Annotated in this window: 11 protein-coding genes; 7 read left to right on the top strand and 4 right to left on the bottom strand. The window is 58.1% G+C overall.

Going from position 1 to position 18312, the window contains the following annotated elements:
* The first annotated feature begins 23 nt into the window (after positions 1 to 23).
* The 5 genes from BK659_RS16065 to BK659_RS16045 all read left to right on the top strand — a co-directional run bounded on the left by BK659_RS16065 (position 24) and on the right by BK659_RS16045 (position 7807).
* Positions 24 to 1604 carry an ABC transporter ATP-binding protein gene (locus BK659_RS16065; protein ID WP_123425984.1) on the top strand — a complete coding sequence of 527 codons (1581 nt, stop codon included), beginning with the start codon at positions 24 to 26 and terminating at the stop codon, positions 1602 to 1604.
* Between the two features lie 136 nt (positions 1605 to 1740).
* The gene (locus tag BK659_RS16060) at positions 1741 to 3147 is read left to right on the top strand and encodes a sigma-54 interaction domain-containing protein (protein ID WP_123425983.1); all 1407 of its coding nucleotides are present in this window, start codon (positions 1741 to 1743) and stop codon (positions 3145 to 3147) included.
* A gap of 324 nt (positions 3148 to 3471) precedes the next feature.
* Positions 3472 to 4863, top strand: a complete 1392-nt coding sequence (locus BK659_RS16055; RefSeq protein WP_123425982.1) for a GntP family permease — start codon at positions 3472 to 3474, stop codon at positions 4861 to 4863.
* 7 nt (positions 4864 to 4870) lie between these two features.
* Entirely contained in the window at positions 4871 to 5644 is a 774-nt protein-coding gene (locus BK659_RS16050) for a 3-hydroxybutyrate dehydrogenase (RefSeq protein WP_123425981.1), read from the top strand.
* Positions 5645 to 5851: 207 nt separating this feature from the next.
* On the top strand, positions 5852 to 7807 hold the full coding sequence (locus BK659_RS16045) for an acetoacetate--CoA ligase (RefSeq protein WP_123425980.1): 1956 nt from the start codon (positions 5852 to 5854) through the stop codon (positions 7805 to 7807).
* Positions 7808 to 7870: 63 nt separating this feature from the next.
* Here BK659_RS16045 and BK659_RS16040 read toward each other — a convergent pair whose 3' ends face one another.
* Complete coding sequence (locus BK659_RS16040; RefSeq protein WP_123425979.1) at positions 7871 to 11620, bottom strand: hypothetical protein; 3750 nt, start codon at positions 11618 to 11620, stop codon at positions 7871 to 7873.
* A 150-nt stretch (positions 11621 to 11770) separates the two neighbouring features.
* On the bottom strand, positions 11771 to 12880 hold the full coding sequence (locus BK659_RS16035; RefSeq protein ID WP_123425978.1) for a PilT/PilU family type 4a pilus ATPase: 1110 nt from the start codon (positions 12878 to 12880) through the stop codon (positions 11771 to 11773).
* A gap of 129 nt (positions 12881 to 13009) precedes the next feature.
* Here BK659_RS16035 and BK659_RS16030 point away from each other — a divergent pair, with 129 nt between their 5' ends.
* Positions 13010 to 15547 (top strand): PAS domain-containing sensor histidine kinase, encoded by a 2538-nt coding sequence (locus BK659_RS16030; protein WP_123426102.1) that lies wholly within the window; start codon positions 13010 to 13012, stop codon positions 15545 to 15547.
* Positions 15548 to 15600: 53 nt separating this feature from the next.
* Entirely contained in the window at positions 15601 to 15876 is a 276-nt protein-coding gene (locus BK659_RS16025; RefSeq protein ID WP_019690952.1) for a peptidylprolyl isomerase, read from the top strand.
* A gap of 122 nt (positions 15877 to 15998) precedes the next feature.
* Here BK659_RS16025 and BK659_RS16020 read toward each other — a convergent pair whose 3' ends face one another.
* Together BK659_RS16020 and BK659_RS16015 are read right to left on the bottom strand one after the other, a co-directional pair.
* Positions 15999 to 16934: a sugar kinase gene (locus tag BK659_RS16020; protein ID WP_123425977.1), complete on the bottom strand. Its 936-nt coding sequence runs from the start codon at positions 16932 to 16934 to the stop codon at positions 15999 to 16001.
* A gap of 140 nt (positions 16935 to 17074) precedes the next feature.
* Positions 17075 to 18292, bottom strand: coding sequence for an amino acid deaminase (locus BK659_RS16015; protein ID WP_123425976.1), 1218 nt, complete (start codon positions 18290 to 18292; stop codon positions 17075 to 17077).
* Positions 18293 to 18312 lie beyond the last annotated feature (20 nt).

The raw sequence follows: 18312 nt of genomic DNA, 5'->3' as shown, positions 1-18312 counted from the left end.
CGATCTTGAAGCGGACTGTTGAAATGAGTGACAACCTGATCGAAATCCGTGACCTCAACGTGGCCTTCAGTGGCCAGGCCGCGGTGCGCAACCTGTGCCTGGACATCCGCCCCGGCGAGTGCCTGGCGCTGGTTGGCGAATCCGGCTCGGGCAAATCGGTGACCGCCCATTCGATTCTGCAACTGCTACCCGATGGCGGCACCGAAACCCGGGGCAGCATTCGCTATCGTGGCCAGGAACTGATCGGCGCGGACGTCGCGACTTTGCGAGCATTACGCGGTAATCGCATCGCGATGATTTTCCAGGAGCCGATGACCTCCCTCAACCCTTTGCACAGCGTCGAAAAGCAGATTGGCGAAACCCTGCTGGTACACAAAGGACTGGGCGGCAAGGCGGCGCAAAAGCGCACCCTTGAGCTGCTCGAACTGGTAGGTATTCAGAAGCCCAAAGAACGCCTCAAGGCCTACCCGCACCAGCTCTCCGGCGGCCAGCGGCAACGGGTGATGATCGCCATGGCATTGGCTTGCGAACCCGAGTTGCTGATCGCTGACGAGCCGACCACCGCGTTGGATGTGACGGTGCAGCGCAAGATCCTGCTGCTGCTCAAATCACTGCAACAACGCTTGGGCATGTCGCTGTTGTTGATCAGCCATGACCTGAATCTGGTGCGTAGCATCGCCCAGCGTGTCTGCGTGATGCGCGGCGGCGAGATCGTCGAGCAAGCCGAGTGCGAGCGTCTCTTCAATCAACCGCAACATCCCTACAGTCGTCTGTTGCTGAATGCCGAGCCGGAAGGTGAAGCCCTGCCTCGCGACGAGCGCGAGGCGGTACTGGAAGTCGACGACCTCAGCGTGCGTTTTCCGTTGAGCGGTGGGTTGTTCCAGCGCAAGACCTGGTTGCGTGCGGTCGACGGCATCAGCCTCAGCATTCAACGCGGCAAGACGCTGGGCATCGTCGGCGAATCCGGTTCCGGCAAGTCCACGCTAGGTCAGGCGATCCTGCGGCTGCTCGACTCCGAAGGCAGCATCCGTTTTCAGGGCGAGGCGCTCGACAGCCTGAACCAGAAGCAGTTGCGGCCATGGCGCAAGCAGATGCAGGTGGTGTTCCAGGACCCGTTTGGCAGCCTCAGCCCGCGCATGTCGGTGGCGCAGATCATCAGCGAAGGGCTGGAAGTCCACAGCCAATCGAGTGCTGCCGAGTGCGAAGCGCAGGTCATCCAGGTGCTGAAAGAGGTCGGCCTTGACCCGCAAGGCCGCCATCGTTACCCGCATGAGTTCTCCGGCGGCCAGCGCCAACGGATCGCCATCGCCCGCGCCCTGGTGCTGAAACCGGCGCTGATCCTGCTCGACGAACCGACCTCGGCGCTTGATCGTACGGTGCAAAAACAGGTGGTCGCCCTGCTCCGCCAGCTTCAGGAAAAACACGGCCTGACCTACCTGTTCATCAGCCATGACCTGGCCGTGGTTCGTGCCCTGGCCCATGACATGATCGTGATCAAGGACGGTAAAGTCGTGGAACGCGGCGCCAGCCATGAAGTGTTCGACGCGCCGCAGCACCCCTATACCAAAGAGCTGTTGGCCGCAGCGCATCCGGGCTGGGTATGATCCCGTCGGACCGAGTAGTGGCCATCGCGAGCAAGCTCGCTCCCACAGGGTCTTGTTAACACCACAGATCCAATGTGGGAGCGAGCTTGCTCGCGATGGAGCCTGCACAGGCAATACATATTCTGGATATGAAACGATGAACACCACCGAAAGCCTCAAGGACTACCAACGTGTACGCATGCTGGCGATCCGCTCGTTGTTCGAGATCATCGAGCAGTCCAGCGAAGGCACGGTGATCGTCGATCGCGATGCGAACATCGTCTGGATGAATGAGCGCTATGCCCGGCGCTTCGGTCTGGAGTCAGCTGAAGTGGCGATCGGTAGACCCTGCGAAAGCGTGATTCCCGGCAGCTTGTTGCGCGAGGTGGTGCGTACCGGCAAGCCCATTCTGCTGGACATGCAGGACACGCCCAAAGAGCCACTGGTGGTGATGCGCCTGCCGATTCACGACGACGCCGGCGCGGTGATCGGTGCTATCGGGTTCGCGCTGTTCGATGAGTTGCGCAGCCTGTCGCCAATGCTCAAGCGCTACCTGAGCATGCAGGAAGAGCTTGCTTCCACGCGCTCTCTGCTGCGCGCCCGGCAAGCCAAATACACCTTCGCCCACTTCATTGGCACCAGCACCGCCAGCCTGGAAGTCAAACGCCGCGCCCGACGCAGCGCCAGCACCGAGTCGCCGGTATTGCTATTGGGTGAGACCGGCACTGGCAAGGAATTGCTGGCCCAGGCGATTCACGGTGCCTCGCCAAGGGCGCACAAAGCCTTTGTCAGCATCAACAGCGCGGCGATTCCCGAAGCGCTGCTCGAAGCCGAGTTTTTCGGCACAGCGCCCGGCGCCTTCACCGGCGCGGATCGCAAGGGTCGCTCCGGCAAGTTGCAGATCGCCCAGGGCGGGACCTTGTTTCTTGACGAAATTGGCGACATGCCGCTGCCGTTGCAAAGCAAACTGCTGCGGGTGTTGCAGGAAAAAGAATTCGAACCGGTCGGCTCCAACGAGGTAATCCAGAGCGATGTGCGGGTGATCGCTGCGACCTCCACCGACCTCGAAGCGGCGATCAAGCGCGGCGAATTTCGTGCCGACCTGTATTACCGCCTCAACGTGTTGCCGATTCAGGTGCCGCCCCTGCGCGAACGCCTCGACGACCTGCCAGCCCTGACCGAAGCAATTCTCGAAGAGCTGCGCAGTCAGCATGAACTCGACAGCCAGGCCCTGGAATTGCTCGGTCAACACGCCTGGCCGGGGAACATTCGCGAACTGCGCAACGTGCTGGAGCGGGCCGCGCTGCTCAGCGATGACCTGATCCTCAATGCTGCGGAAATTCGCGCGGCAATTGGCAGTTTTGTTCCGGTACAACGCTCCGCGCCACTGGCCATTGAAACGCATGCCAACGAAACCTTCAGTGCTGCACGCGAACGCTTCGACCGGCAGTTGATTGAAAGCACGCTCGCACACTGTGGCGGCAAGGTTATCGAAGCGGCGACTCGGCTGGGGCTTGGGCGCTCGACGCTGTACAAGAAGATGGTGGCGTTGGGGATTGCATAGTCTCAATAACGAGACATTGATCTCCAAATATGGACATGCCGTAAAACCGCATCGCGGCCATCGCGAGCAAGCTCGCTCCCACACTGAATCGCAATAGACTCATATTTCCGGGTCAACCCTGATCAAATGTGGGAGCGAGCTTGCTCGCGATAGGGCCATCCCAGCTACTATAAGTCTCTAATTTGAGACAAATTATTTTCCGGCTCCTGTGAAGATAAAAAATATCCATATATTTCAACAAGTTGCTTGAATGGCACGAAACTCGCTAACGCCCTCTCCCACAAAAGATCCACCCCAAAAAAATAACAATCCAGGAGACACACCATGAGTGTGATCATTGCCTTGGCAGCCCTCGCGCTGCTGATGCTGGCTGCTTACCGTGGCTACAGCGTCATTCTCTTCGCTCCGATTGCCGCCCTTGGCGCGGTCCTGCTCACTGACCCTTCTGCTGTTGCACCCGCCTTTACCGGCGTGTTCATGGAGAAGATGGTCGGTTTCATCAAACTGTATTTCCCGGTGTTCCTGCTCGGTGCGGTGTTCGGCAAGCTGATCGAGTTGTCGGGGTTTTCGCGCTCGATTGTCGCCGCAGCAATTCGCCTGCTTGGCACTCGTCAGGCGATGCTGGTGATCGTGCTGGTCTGCGCGCTGCTCACCTACGGCGGCGTGTCGTTGTTCGTCGTGGTATTCGCGGTATATCCGTTTGCGGCGGAGATGTTCCGTCAGAGCAATATTCCGAAACGTCTGATCCCGGCGACCATCGCCCTCGGCGCGTTTTCCTTCACCATGGACGCCTTGCCCGGCACTCCGCAAATTCAGAACATCATCCCCAGCACCTTCTTCAATACCACAGCCTGGGCCGCGCCCTGGCTGGGGTTGATCGGCGCGATTTTCGTGTTCTGCGCCGGCATGCTGTTCCTCCAGCGCCAACGCAACAAGGCCCAACTCAGCGGTGAAGGCTATGGCACGGAATTGCGCAACGAGCCGGAAACCGCCGAAGACGTGAAGCTGCCCAACCCGTGGATCGCGCTCTCGCCACTGTTGCTGGTGGGCATCATGAACCTGCTGTTCACCCACTGGATTCCGCTGTGGTACGGCAAGACCCACAGCCTCAGCCTGCCAGGCATGGCAGCGCCGGTAACCACCGAAATCGCCAAACTCACCGCGATCTGGGCAGTCCAGGCAGCGTTGCTGGTCGGCATCATCATGGTGCTGGTGTTCGGTTTCCAGGCGATCCGCGGCAAGCTCGCTGAGGGCAGCAGAAGCGCGGTCAGTGGTGCCTTGCTGGCGGCCATGAACACGGCGTCGGAATACGGTTTTGGTGCGGTCATCGCGTCCTTGCCCGGTTTTCTGGTACTGGCCGACTGGCTGAAAAGCATCCCTAACCCGCTGGTCAATGAAGCGATCACCGTGACCCTGCTGGCCGGCATCACCGGTTCGGCCTCGGGCGGCATGAGCATCGCCCTGGCGGCGATGGCCAATGACTTCATCGCGGCGGCCCATGCGGCGAACATTCCGTTGGAAGTGCTGCACCGGGTCGCCGCCATGGCCAGTGGCGGCATGGACACCCTGCCGCACAACGGCGCGGTCATTACCTTGCTCGCGGTGACGGGCTTGACCCACCGCGAAGCCTATAAAGACATTTTCTGTATTACGCTGATCAAGACCCTGGCGGTCTTCGTAGTCATCGGTACTTTCTACGCCACCGGCATTGTGTGAGGCATTCATGACAACTCTTACAGGCAAAACGGCGCTGGTCACCGGCTCCACCAGCGGCATCGGTCTGGGCATCGCACTGAGTCTGGCCAAGGCCGGCGCCAACCTGATCCTCAACGGTTTCGGCGATGCCTCCACAGTCATCGCGCAGGTGCAACAGTTCGGCGGCAAGGTCGGCCATCACCCGGCCGACGTCAGCGACCCCACGCAAATTGCCGAGATGCTCGCCTACGCCGAGCGTGAGTTCGGCGGCGTCGATATTCTGGTGAACAACGCTGGCATCCAGCACGTGTCTGCGGTGGAAGACTTTCCCGTGGAGCGCTGGGATTCGATCATTGCGATCAATCTGTCGTCGGTCTTTCACAGCACTCGTCTCAGCCTGCCAGGCATGCGCGCCAAGGGTTGGGGCCGAATCGTCAACATCGCCTCGGTGCACGGCCAGGTCGGTTCGGTGGGTAAGGCGGCTTATGTCGCGGCCAAGCACGGGGTGATCGGCCTGACCAAAGTGGTCGGCCTGGAAACCGCCACCAGCAACGTCACCTGCAATGCCATCTGCCCGGGCTGGGTGCTGACTCCGCTGGTGCAGAAACAGATAGACGACCGCGCCGCCGCAGGCGTTGACCCACAGCAGGCGCAACATGATTTACTGGCCGAGAAGCAGCCATCGCTGGAATTTGTGACCCCTTCACAACTGGGCGAACTGGTGCTGTTCCTGTGCAGTGAAGCCGGCAGCCAGGTGCGTGGCGCGGCGTGGAATATTGATGGTGGGTGGCTGGCGCAGTAAATCGGCAAGGGTAGACCGGATCCCCGTAGCAGCTGGCGTAGCCTGCGTTCGAGCGCGAAGCGGTCGCAGTCAGGACCCGATTCATTCTGAGAGACTGTACGCGCTGAATTACGACTGCTGCGCAGCCGAACGCAGGCTACGCCAGCTGCTACGGGATCTCATACTCAGCGATCCCAAGGTTGAATCAAGAACAACAAGAGGCCAACCATGTCCAATATCCTCTGGCAACCCAGCGCCGAGCGCATCGGCAAAACCCGCATGGATGCCTTCCGGCGCTTCAGCAATCAACGGCACAACCTTGCACTCGCGGACTACCCCGCTCTGCATCAATGGAGCATCGATCAGCGCGAAGATTTCTGGCAGGCCATCGTCGACTTTTTCGAGATCACCTTTCACCAGCCACCGAGCACGGTGCTGCGTGAAGGCCCGCAGATGCCCAGCGCCGAGTGGTTTCCCGACGCGACCCTGAATTTTGCCGAACACCTGCTGCGTCGTCGCGATGATGCAACTGCGGTGATTGCCATCGCCGAGAATGGTCAGCGCGAAAGCTTGAGCTACTTTGAGCTGGCCGAGCACGTCGCCGGTCTGCAGAAAAGCCTGAGAGCCGCAGGCGTCGGCCTGGGTGATCGAGTCGCGGCGTGCATGCCGAACACCTGGCAGACCCTGGTGGGCATGCTCGCAACCACCAGCCTGGGTGCGATCTGGTCATGTTCGTCACCGGATTTCGGCACGCACGGGGTGGTTGACCGCTTCGGTCAGATCGAACCGAAAGTGCTGATCACCTGCGCAGGCTATCGCTACGCTGGCAAAGAGATCGACCAGACCACCAAGGTCAACGAGATTCTTGAGCGCCTGCCATCGCTGCAGCAATTGATCATCGTCCCATACGCCCGACCACAAGCCCGCATTGAAGACTACAAAACTCAAGCCAGGGTCGCGTTGTGGGACAGCTTTTACCGTCCCGGCGGCGAGCCCGAGTTCGTCGCGGTGCCCTTCGCTCATCCGCTGTACATTCTCTACTCCAGCGGCACCACCGGCGTACCGAAATGCATCATCCACAGCGTCGGCGGTGTGCTGCTGCAACACGTCAAGGAACACGGTTTGCACGTCGACCTCGGGCCTGACGACCGACTGTTCTACTACACCACCTGTGGCTGGATGATGTGGAACTGGCTGGTGTCGGCATTGGCGGTCGACAGCAGCGTGGTGCTGTACGACGGCTCGCCTTTCCATCCGGGTCCGCAACGCTTGATCGACCTGATCGACAGCGAAGCCATCAGCGTCTTCGGCACCAGCCCCAAGTACCTCGCGACCCTGGAAAGCAATGAGATCCAGCCACGCCTCAGCCATGACCTGGGCAGCCTGAAAGCCCTGCTCTCGACCGGCTCGGCACTGTCGCCGCAAAGCTACGACTATGTTTACCGCGAGATCAAAAGCGAACTGTGCCTGTCGTCGATGTCCGGTGGCACCGATATCGTTTCCTGCTTCATTGCCGGCAACCCGGTTCTGCCGGTCCGCCGTGGCGAGATGCAGTGCAAGGGCCTGGGCATGGCCGTTGAAGTCTGGAATGAGTCCGGCCAACCGGTCATCGGTAAAAAAGGCGAACTGGTTTGCACCCGGCATTTTCCAGCGATGCCGATCGGCCTGTGGAATGACCCACAGCAGGAAAAACTCCGCGCATCGTATTTCAGCCAGTTCCCGGGTGTCTGGGCTCAGGGCGACTACGCCGAACAACGGCCCAACGGCAGTTGGCTGATCCACGGGCGCTCTGACGCGGTACTCAACCCCGGCGGCGTGCGCATCGGTACGGCGGAAATCTACTGTCAGGTAGAAAAGGTCCATCAGGTACTGGACTCGGTCGCCATCGGCCAGCAATGGCAGGATGACGTTCGGGTGGTGTTGTTCGTGCGCCTGCGTGACGGTGTGACGCTGGACGACAACCTTGAGCAGGAGATTCGCCAGGTCATCCGCGCCAACACCACGCCTCGGCATGTGCCAGCGAAGATTGTCGCGGTAACGGATATACCGCGAACCATCAGCGGCAAGGTAGTTGAGCTGGCAGTGAGGAATGTGGTGCATGGGCAGGAAGTGAAAAACACCGATGCGCTGGCCAATCCTGAAGCGTTGGAACAGTTTCGGGATCGGCCGGAGCTGAACGATTGAAACGCTCCGGACAGAGCATTGATTGCCGATGCCACAGGACGACCTGAGGCATCGGCGCACACTTCAGTTGGTGTTCAAATTCACCAACACCTCACCATGAATCGGGCCGTCTGCACTGTCTTTAATGGCCGCGTTTATAATGCCGATGTTCTTCAAGTACTCAGGCTTGTCAGTTTCACGCTGGCTGAGCAATGCGGTTGTCAGTGCATAAGAGTCAGCATTGATAAGTGCTTTTCCGCGTTGATGATAGTGAACAGTCGCGCCGCTGGTCGATCTTGGAAGACGACCTGCAGCAAGGTTCAACAAGGGAGCTACATCTAATCCTCGGTTGCCCTGTATCGCTGTTTTGGCGGAGACCACGTTGACCCTGCTAGGTCCGGCGCGGAGCATTTCGTGAATCAGATCATCGGCAATCTCACCGTATTGAGAACCTGCCAAACTAAAACGATTGTTGAGGTTGTGAGTATTGATGGTCAGGAATGGGTGTTCTGCCGCCCCCGTCATATCTTCCTGTTTCCATGCGTAGTATTTGAAAGGATTTACCTGAACGATGTTCACGTTATCTTTCGCACTGTCCAAAATAAAATTACTTGCGGAAGTACCATTGAAGTCCGTTTTGAGGACTTTCAAGAATGCCAGCAAGTCGTCACGTGCCTGAGTCGTGCTCCCCAGAAACAGGCCGATCGCAAGATCGGTTTCATGATTGAGGGACGACGTCGTCAGTACCGAGAGTGCGTTGTCGATTTTCCGGCGCGCAATCGGCAAGCTCTGTTGAATAATCTGGCGGCTATAGCCCGCAGGCATTGCCCTGCTGAAGTCGGGTAGAGAAAACGCTTGCTTGAAATCGAAGTCGGCCAGTCGCTTGCCCCAAGGTTTACCGTATCGATTGACGGCATACCAGTGGTTCTTCTGACTGACAGCACACACGCTCAATGCGTCGACCGTACTGCCGCGAGGACACCACGTACCTTGTCCAAGATGGGGCAAGTTCGCCGACTGGAGTAGATCCACAGACTTGGCTTTGCCTGTCAGTCTACGCAACTGGGATGTTGCCGCCTCTACCAATTGGGCCCCCTCGCGCCCCAATTGCAACCCGCTTTTTAAAACCGCTTTCGAGCTTTGGTACGCTGCGCTAGGCAAACCATCGGTCGGATTGAAAACCGACACCGTCAGTTTCAAACCGAACTTTGCAAAACTGACGACTTTTGACGTCAGGGAAACAGTCCTGGACGCAATGCTCAGGATTTTAGTCGTAACACCCAAGGCGGTACAGAAAATGCCGATACCGTCCATAATGCAACCAAACACCCCGTCGACTACTCGGTTTCTTTCTCCGGAAGCAATATCCTCGATGCATTTCTTGAACGGTACGACCAGATCAACCACATAGGTCACCACCTTATCGGTGGTAGCGCGTTTCTGTTCTCGTTCAGTGAGTACGGTCGCCACCTCGGTGAGTTCCTTAACCGTCGCTAAAGGACGATTAGTGACAATGAACTGCGCAATATTGCTGATGTGCGGGTTAGCAAAGTGTTGATAAGCACTGCGTTTTTTCTCGGGTATGGAGGTCGGTGCCGCAAGAGTGCCCAGTTTTTCTATAACCGCGTCGCTTATGATTCCCGTGCGAGGCTCGGTCCCATGGGTATAGCTCCTGAGGTCGATCCGAGGATGAAACACAGGAAGTGCCGGCGAAAAGTCCGTCATGTTTCCCTTGAACTCCAGTCGGGAAGGCATGCTCATTCTCTCGGTTTGTTGAATCAGATTACCCAAGTGAGTATTGACCCGGCAGATACCTTGCAAGGTGAGCATTTCATAGCAAAGAATTTGGTTATTACCGTGGGAGACACACATAACAATGCCATATCGCCCGATTGCCTCATCTTTTTTCGCTTGACTCTCCATACGTGTGGGAGGACGAGAATTGACTCCCACCAGGCCGACGCTGCTTGAGGACGATGCAACAAGCTCAGCGACCGAAGAACGGACGGTAAAAAAGGTGATTGCATGAGTCTCGAAAATTTCGCGATCTGCGCTCGGCATATGCGACATTGCCAATTTGATACTGGCCGCCATTACCCGATGAAGGTTGCCGTGATGCTCGAGTACCTGCGCTTCAAACCTGGGCTGATTAGGGCTCAACCCCTCCAGCAACGGATAGCGATCATAAAGTCTCCCGCCTTCGCGCCAGTCCCATTCTGCACTTGCCAGTTCACCTTCCACATGCAGATCGAGCATGGACATCTTGTAGGAGTGCGAGAGCCTATCACTCTCGTGTCTAAGCACCCGCTGTTCTAGAAAATCACACCCGGGCGCTGCCTCTTTCAGTGCCGCCAATGCAATCTCTTTTCGGTTCGGCAGTGGAGTAGAGAATACCTTGACCCCCTCAGCCAAGTCCTTTACATAGAGTTTATAAGCAGACATGGCACTTTCAGCGGCCTTCTTGGCAGATCCCGTCAGCGCCTCATGCGTAATCACCTCGTTAATCAAAGCCCAGTCAATAATTGATTCGACAGCTAACACGCCCTGCAACTGTGCCAGTGACGAACTGATCGAATCCATACTGGCGAACCACATGACTTGCTCATAAGTCATGAAGCGAGAAGCCCCTGTGGATTTCAATTCGACCAAAGCCACCGCCTGGGAAAACGTTACCCAGCCTATCGAACCTGCGAGGAGTTCCTGGGGCAGATTCTTGACCAAAAACCCGGGAGCAATGCCGGCCAACAGCAAATGCGACGCCAAGGGTGCCATCGCGTGGGAAACCCGCTGGTTATTCACGAGGTGTCGCTCCACGGACTCACGAACAATAAACAGTGGTCTATCAACAGAGTTCATCGGCTCATAAATATCATATGTGCCGAAACTATTTCGTTTCTCGTTCACGCCAAAAAGCGGATTGAGTTCAAGAAGAATCGCCGTGACGAGCAATTGTGCCAGATCGTTCTCGTTTACAGTTTCGCCGACAGCTGAACCATACCAACCCAAAGCATCAAGGTATTTTTTGGCCAGTTCTTGAGAGGAAGCATGGTTCACTAACTGCACTATTATTTCATTCGCATTCTGCCAATCAACCTGACCGGAATGCGTTGACTGGACGTTTTTATATAAAGTGTCGAGCAAGCTCTGACCCTTGGGCACAAATTGGTCGGTCAATGCGCGAATCTCCGCGTACTGGGGGGTAGTCAGTACAGCTGATTCATCGTCATGACCTGTGAGTTGCTCCCAGTAATTGCCAAGGTGATCTGGCGCTGGCCACTCCCACTCCAGAAAGGACAGCAGGTTTTTAATCTGCGCCACGTCCTTTGGAACTTCCAGTCCGTGAAAACGCAACCATTGAGATGGGCCTGTATAACCACCACCCGACCTCACTTCTCCGCCTGTCTCTTTTGCAGCGGCGACCAGGTTGCGCAACTGGGGTCCGACAACCGGATCGGAGTGGAAGTGTTCAGCAACATCCAACCAGCCATGAGGTCCCATGACCTCCAAACGGCCACTGCTGGTGACAAAGGGCAGGTAGTGTGAAAGTACTTTCTCCCGGGCAAATACAGCTTTAACCTGCTCCAAACGAAGCATGTCGTTCAGCATTTTACAGACAGGCTCGTGTACATAACCAAGCGATGATTCCGCCATCAGCGGGAAATCGCGGTTTCTGAAATCAATGACCTCATTATCGGGCCGGTCTCTCTGGGCTCTAATGACAAGCTTAAGCTCACTAATTAATTTCCAGCGATCTATTTCATCAACTGCCGCACATAACAAGTAATCTCCAGCAGCGGAAGCAGCAGACTCATCCAAACTATTTCTGATTTTCATATTATGACCCCGATCAAACTTCAATAGTTATCGAACAGAACGGAACTCTAATCAAAAATAGAAAACCATCAACCAGCAACTTATTAGCCAACATTACAAACAACATCAAGACCACACTAAGCTCACACCCTTAATACATTAAAAACATTATCACTCGACCAACCCCCACCCCCCAACTGGTAGTTCCCGAGGCACTGTCGACTCGGCATTGAGTTTCATCCGCAGCCTCAAATTATTAACGGAATCCGCATGTTTCAACGCCTCGTTCTCACTGATCACTCCCCCCATAACCAACTTGTAAAGTTCGCCATCGAAGGTCTGCATGCCCTGCTCCGCAGACTTCTCAATGATCCCCTTGAGTTCACCCAACTCATTGCGCCGGATCAAATCGCCAATAGTCGGCGTCCCCAGCATCACCTCCACCGCCGCCCGACGCTGGCCATCGAGGGTGTGCACCAGACGTTGGGAAACGAAGGCCTTGAGGTTGTTGCCCAGATCATTGAGCAACTGCCCGCGGCGCTCTTCAGGGAAAAAGTTGATGATCCGGTCCAGCGCCTGATTGGCGTTGTGGGCGTGCAAGGTGGAGATCACCAGGTGCCCGGTGTCGGCGAAGGCCAATGCATGTTCCATGGTTTCGCGGTCGCGGATTTCGCCGATCAGCACCACATCCGGGGCCTGGCGCAGGGTGTTCTTCAAGGCGGCGTGGAAGCTGCGTGTATCCACGCCTACCTCGCGCTGGTTGATGATCGATTTCTGATGGCGATGGATATATTCCACCGGGTCTTCGATGGTGATGATGTGCCCGCTGCTGTGGCGATTACGGTAATCGATCAACGCTGCCAGAGAGGTCGACTTGCCCGAACCCGTGGCGCCGACGAACAACATCAACCCCTGCTTGAGCATCACTGTCTCAAGCAGTACGGCAGGCAGATTGAGGTCTTCAAAGCGTGGGATATCGAGTTTGATGTTGCGTGCGACGATCGACACGTCGTTACGCTGTTTGAAAATGTTGACTCGAAAGCGCCCGACACCGACCAGAGAAACCGCCAGATTCATTTCCAGCTCGCGGTCGAACTCCGCGCGCTGCTCGGCGTCCATAATGGTCTCGGCAATCCCGGCGATCTCGCCAGACTTGAAGGCTTCGCTGGCCAGCGCTCTGAGCGCACCATTAAATCGCCCGGTGGGCGGTGCTCCGGTAGACAGGTAAAGATCGGAACCATCCTGGCTGGCCAGCATTCTTAGCAGCGAGTGAATTTCCATGGCAAAAAATATCCATTGAGCCTTCCATTGAACGAAAATTGCCAAGGCACGCCACTTTTCACGCGTCCGAGCGTCTACTCCTCCGAAGAATAGTTGATGCGTTGCACTGACATGATGCAGGAACCCCTGATGAACGGATCCCCTACCGGTAGCGATGCCCAGGCCTTGATTGCCCGACTCGACTGGGCACAAAGCTCGTTGGGCTCTGCCAGCAACTGGCCACAGAGCCTGCGCACCGCCGTGGACATCGTGATTCACTCACCCATGCCCATGCTGTTGTTATGGGGTCCAGAGCTCTCGCAGATCTACAACGACGGCTTTGCACTGCTGGCCGGCAACAAGCATCCGCAGGCTTTCGGACAACCCACGCACCAGACATGGCCAGAACTAAAAGACTTCACGGACCCCATTTATAGCGCTGTCCTACAGGGCCAAGTCCGCTCCTACAGCGAGCAGCGCTTCAGCCTGCAGCGTGATGGCGGCGAATCGGATTTCTGGCTGGACCTGACCTACAGCCCGATTCGCGACGAACGTGGGTTGGTCGCCGGGATCCTGGTCACCGCCATCGAAACCAACGAGCGCCGACGCATTGCCCTGGAGCTCAAACAACGCTCGGAGGCCAGCCTCAAGGCCCAGCACGAAACTGAAGAACGTCTGCAATTGGCCCTCGCCGCCACCGACGCGGTGGGCACCTGGGACTGGGATATTGGCGAGGATCGCTTCATTGCCGATGCCCACTTCGCCCAACTGCATAGTGTCGATCCAGCCCTGGCCAGCCAGTTGCCCATCACCGAATACCTCAACGGCGTACACCCGGAAGACCGGGCCATGGTCGCCCGCAGCATCAAGCACTGCATCAGCCATGGTAGCGAATACGCCGAGGAGTACCGGCTGCTGCAAGCCAGTGGCGAAGTACGCTGGGTCTTTGCCCGGGGCCGCTGCTACAAGGATCACCACGGTCGGCCCCTGCGTTTTCTCGGTGCCGCTCTGGACCTGACCGAGCGCAAACACACCGAACAAGCGTTACGGCAAAGCCAGACCGAGCTGCAACTGATCATCAACGCGATGCCGGTGCTGATCGGTTATGTCGATCACGAAGAACGCTTTCGCCTGAACAACAGCGCGTACCTGGACTGGTATGGCATGACCCCGCAGGAGCTCTACGGCAAAACCATTCGCGAAATTCTCGGCGATGAACTCTATGCCACCCGGGTCGAGCAGATCAGCGCCGCGCTGGCTGGCAAAGCCTGCAGTTTCGAGGCCTATTCGCCGCACCGCGACGGTCGTCCACGTTATGCGCTGATGAAATACCTGCCACGCTTTGGCGCCGATGGCGCGGTCAACGGGTTCTACATCTTTGTGATCGACGAATCTGAGCGTAAACAGACCGAGGAAGCCTTGCGCAACCTCAACGAAACACTCGAAGAACGGGTCGACACACGCACCAAAGCATTGGCCGAAGCCAACCATCGCCTGCAAAACGAAATGTTCGAGCGTGAGCGCGCCGAAAATGCCTTGCGCCACGCACAAAAAATGGAAGCCGTCGGCCAGCTCACCGGTGGTATTGCCCACGACTTCAACAATATGCTGACCGGGATCATTGGCAGTCTGGACCTGATGCAGCGCTACATTGCCGATGGGCGCAGCGGTGAGATCGGCCGTTTTGCCGATGCGGCCGTGTCGTCAGCCAATCGCGCAGCAGCCTTGACTCACCGGCTGCTGGCGTTCTCCCGCCGGCAATCGCTGGACCGTCGACCGCTTGAGCCCAACACACTGGTGCGTTCGCTCGAAGAACTGTTGCGCCGCACCAAAGGCGAACATATCGAGCTGACGTTTCAGCTCGCACCTGAAGTGTGGCCCGTCAACACCGATGCCAACCAACTGGAAAACGCCTTGCTCAACCTGGTGATCAATGCCCGCGATGCGATGCCAGAGGGCGGCGAGCTGCTGATTGAAACGGCCAACAGCTACCTCGACGGCAGCGACATCAGCACCCTTGAGCCGGTCAAGGCCGGTGATTATGTGATGCTCGGCGTGCGCGACAACGGCGCCGGTATGACCCCGCGTGTACTGGCCAAGGCCTTCGACCCGTTCTTCACCACCAAACCCATCGGCCAGGGCACCGGGCTGGGGCTGTCGATGATTTATGGCTTCGCCCAACAATCCGGCGGCCATGTAACCCTCAGCAGCGAGCCGGGGCAAGGTACGACGGTGCGCCTGTATTTGCCGCGCCTGCACAACGCGCCTCAACGCAGCTCACCGGCAGCAGTCAGCCTGGGCAGCACCTATGCGACAGCGGGTGAATCGGTGGTGCTGGTCGAGGACGATCCGGCGGTGCGCATGCTGGTGCTTAATGTTCTTAACGAACTGGGCTACATCACTTATGAGGCAGAGGACGCGAAAAACGCCCTGCCACTGCTGGAGTCGGATCTGCGGATCGATTTGCTGGTGACCGACGTGGGTCTGCCCGGCATGAATGGCCGGCAGTTGGCGGAAATCGCCCGTCAGCATCGGCCAGCGCTCAACGTGTTGTTCATGACCGGTTACGCGGAAAAAGCCACCGAACGTCAGGGTTTTCTCGACGTGGGCATGGACCTGCTGGCCAAACCTTTTACCCTTGAACAACTGGCCGGCAAGATTCGACACATGATCCGCCGAACCGGATGAATTGAGGCATAATCGCGCCCCGCCGCCACAACCGCTCCAAGGTAACTGCCCCGATGAAAGCTCAAGCCCGCCATATTCTGGTGAAAACTGCCGAAGAGGCCGAACAGCTCAAACAACGCATCGCCAAGGGCGAGGCCTTTGATGTGCTAGCCAAGAAGTACTCGACCTGCCCGTCCGGTAAACGCGGGGGTGACCTGGGCGAAGTTCGGCCCGGGCAAATGGTCGGCGCTATCGATGCGGTGATCTTCAAGAAACCGCTGCGCGTGGTGCACGGGCCGATCAAGAGCAAGTTCGGGTATCACCTGGTGCAGGTGTTTTACCGCGATTGATGGATTGGCTTGAGGGCCTCTTCGCGAGCAAGCTCGCTCCCACAGGTTTTGCAGTGTGACTGCAATCAATGTGGGAGCGAGCTTGCTCGCGATCCGATTGCGCAGCAAGCGGCCATTAAGCCTCAATCTTTGGGAATCAACGCCCCAGGCACCTGAATCACCCGACTCGCCAACCGATGCCCGACCTCTGCGGCTTCTGCGGGGCTTGCGCCACGGAGCCGACTGGCCAGATACGCCGCGCTGAACGAATCCCCCGCCGCCGTGGTGTCCACCACCTGCTCGACGCGCTGCGCCGGGATCTCGAACGACTCACCGTCACAGCGAATCAGACACGGCTCGGCTCCGCGCTTGAGCACCACCTCCGGTGTGCCCATCTGTTCATAGGCCGCGAACACCGCCGGACAATCGGAAAAGTCGAACAACGCCTGTTCATCGTCCACCGTCAGCAGCGCCAGATCGACATATGGCAAGACCTCGCGGTACGCCGCTCGGGCCTGCTCTACCGTGCTCCACAAACGCGGCCGGTAGTTGTTGTCGAAGACAATCCGCGCATCTCGTTGACGCGCCTCGATCAGTGTTTCGATGAGTTTTTTGCGGCCTTCTTCGCCCAGTACCGCGAGGGTGATACCACTGAAATACAGCACATCGTAATCCGCCAACGCCGCAAGAATCGGTGCCGCCGCCGGCGTGGTGAAGCAATCGCGCACGGCGGCTTCGTTGCGCCAATAGAGGAAACGCCGTTCACCCGACGCATCGGTCTGGATGCAGTACAAACCGGGCAAACGCCCCGGTAGCCGCTGGACCATGTCCAGGCCGATGCCTTCTTCAGACCAGCTCTGGCACATGGCGTCGCTGAAACTGTCATCGCCCAATGCGGTGACGTAATCCACCGTGGCCCCATCGCCCAATTCGCGAGACAGGTAGACCGCAGTGTTCAGGGTATCGCCGCCAAAACTCTGTTGCAGACTGCCGTCGGCGCGCTGCTGCAACTCGATCATGCACTCGCCGATCAGCGCGATGCGCGGGGTGTTGGGGCCGAGAGGGCTGAGGGTGTTCATGGTTGTGGGGTCTCTGGTGTTTCGGTGTAATCCGGCAGGGCCTCATCGCGAGCAAGCTCGCTCCCACATTGGATCTCCAGTGTTCACGAGATCCCTGTGGGAGCGAGCTTGCTCGCGATGGCCGCGCCTCGGTCTGAAATCTAGAAACAGGTTTCCATGCTTTCGATGACGTTCAACTGCTCATCCACCAGGCAACCGGTGCGCCATTTGTCGAAGGTCAGGCACGGATGAGAAGTACCGAACGAGATGATGTCGCCCACTCGCAACTGAACCCCGGGCGCAACCGTCATGAACGCATGCTGATCCATCACCGCCGTCACGGTGCAGGCACTGACGTCATCACCGATGGCCGGCACCACACCCGCCCGGTAACGCAGCAATGGCACTGGCAACCCCGCGTCATACGCCACGTCGCGCTTACCCAGGGCGATCACCGCAAAACCCGGCTCAGGTAACGACTGCACATGCGCCCAGACTTCCAGCGCCGGGCGCAGGCCTTCGTGCAAGTCGCTACGACGATCGAGCACGCAGCATTGCGCTTCCTTGTAGATGCCATGGTCGTGAGCCACGTAACTGCCCGGGCGCAGCACGCTGAGGAAACGTCCGGCGGCGTTCTGGGCTTCAAAGGACTCGGCGATCAGGTCGTACCAGGCCGAACCCGACGCGGTGATAATCGGCTTGGCGATGGCGAAAGCATCGCTGTCTTGCAACTGCACCGCGAGGCGCACCAGGGACGCAGCAAATTCGCGGATTCCGCTGACCGCCTGGTCGCCGTGAATCACCCCTTCGTAGCCTTCAATGCCGGTCAACGCCAACCCCGGTTGCGCCTTGATCGCTTCGGCCAGTGCCAGCACTTCGGCTTCGCTGCGGCAACCGCAACGGCCACCGACCACGCCGTATTCGATCATCACGTTCAAGCGCAGACCGCGCGCGGCAAAAAAGGCCCCGAGGTCGGCAACATTGTCCGGGTGATCGACCATGCAGTGAAAATCGAATGCCGGATCTGCCAGCAACTCGGCGATCAGCGCCATATTCGGCGCACCCACCAACTGATTAGCCATCAACACCCGGCGCACGCCATGGGCGTAAGCGGCGCGGGTCTGCACCGCGGTGGCCAGGGTGATGCCCCAGGCGCCCGCCTCCAGTTGCCGGCGAAACAGCGACGGGGTCATGCTGGTTTTGCCGTGCGGCGCCAACTCGGCACCGCTGTTGCTGACGAACGCCTGCATCCAGCGAATGTTGTGCTCCAGCGCTTCGCGGTGCAGCACCAGCGCCGGCAGACTGACGTCACGCACCAGGTTGGCACCGGGTTGGCCGGTGCCCTTTTCCACGGCGGCGATGTTCAAGGCAGAAGACATGTTCTAACTCCTCACACGCG

This window comes from Pseudomonas brassicacearum, assembly GCF_003732225.1.
Taxonomy (GTDB): Bacteria; Pseudomonadota; Gammaproteobacteria; order Pseudomonadales; family Pseudomonadaceae; genus Aquipseudomonas; species Aquipseudomonas brassicacearum_E.
The sequence above is the reverse complement of the archived record's forward strand: the minus strand, read 5'-3'. Positions and strand labels throughout refer to the sequence as shown.

Excerpts from the sequence above, each read along its gene's own strand:
- BK659_RS16065 (WP_123425984.1), top strand. The coding sequence starts at position 24 with ATGAGTGACAACCTGATCGAAATCCGTGACCTCAACGTGGCCTTCAGT.
- BK659_RS16060 (WP_123425983.1), top strand. The coding sequence starts at position 1,741 with ATGAACACCACCGAAAGCCTCAAGGACTACCAACGTGTACGCATGCTG.
- BK659_RS16055 (WP_123425982.1), top strand. The coding sequence starts at position 3,472 with ATGAGTGTGATCATTGCCTTGGCAGCCCTCGCGCTGCTGATGCTGGCT.
- BK659_RS16050 (WP_123425981.1), top strand. The coding sequence starts at position 4,871 with ATGACAACTCTTACAGGCAAAACGGCGCTGGTCACCGGCTCCACCAGC.
- BK659_RS16045 (WP_123425980.1), top strand. The coding sequence starts at position 5,852 with ATGTCCAATATCCTCTGGCAACCCAGCGCCGAGCGCATCGGCAAAACC.
- BK659_RS16040 (WP_123425979.1), bottom strand. The coding sequence starts at position 11,620 with ATGAAAATCAGAAATAGTTTGGATGAGTCTGCTGCTTCCGCTGCTGGA.
- BK659_RS16035 (WP_123425978.1), bottom strand. The coding sequence starts at position 12,880 with ATGGAAATTCACTCGCTGCTAAGAATGCTGGCCAGCCAGGATGGTTCC.
- BK659_RS16030 (WP_123426102.1), top strand. The coding sequence starts at position 13,010 with ATGAACGGATCCCCTACCGGTAGCGATGCCCAGGCCTTGATTGCCCGA.
- BK659_RS16025 (WP_019690952.1), top strand. The coding sequence starts at position 15,601 with ATGAAAGCTCAAGCCCGCCATATTCTGGTGAAAACTGCCGAAGAGGCC.
- BK659_RS16020 (WP_123425977.1), bottom strand. The coding sequence starts at position 16,934 with ATGAACACCCTCAGCCCTCTCGGCCCCAACACCCCGCGCATCGCGCTG.
- BK659_RS16015 (WP_123425976.1), bottom strand. The coding sequence starts at position 18,292 with ATGTCTTCTGCCTTGAACATCGCCGCCGTGGAAAAGGGCACCGGCCAA.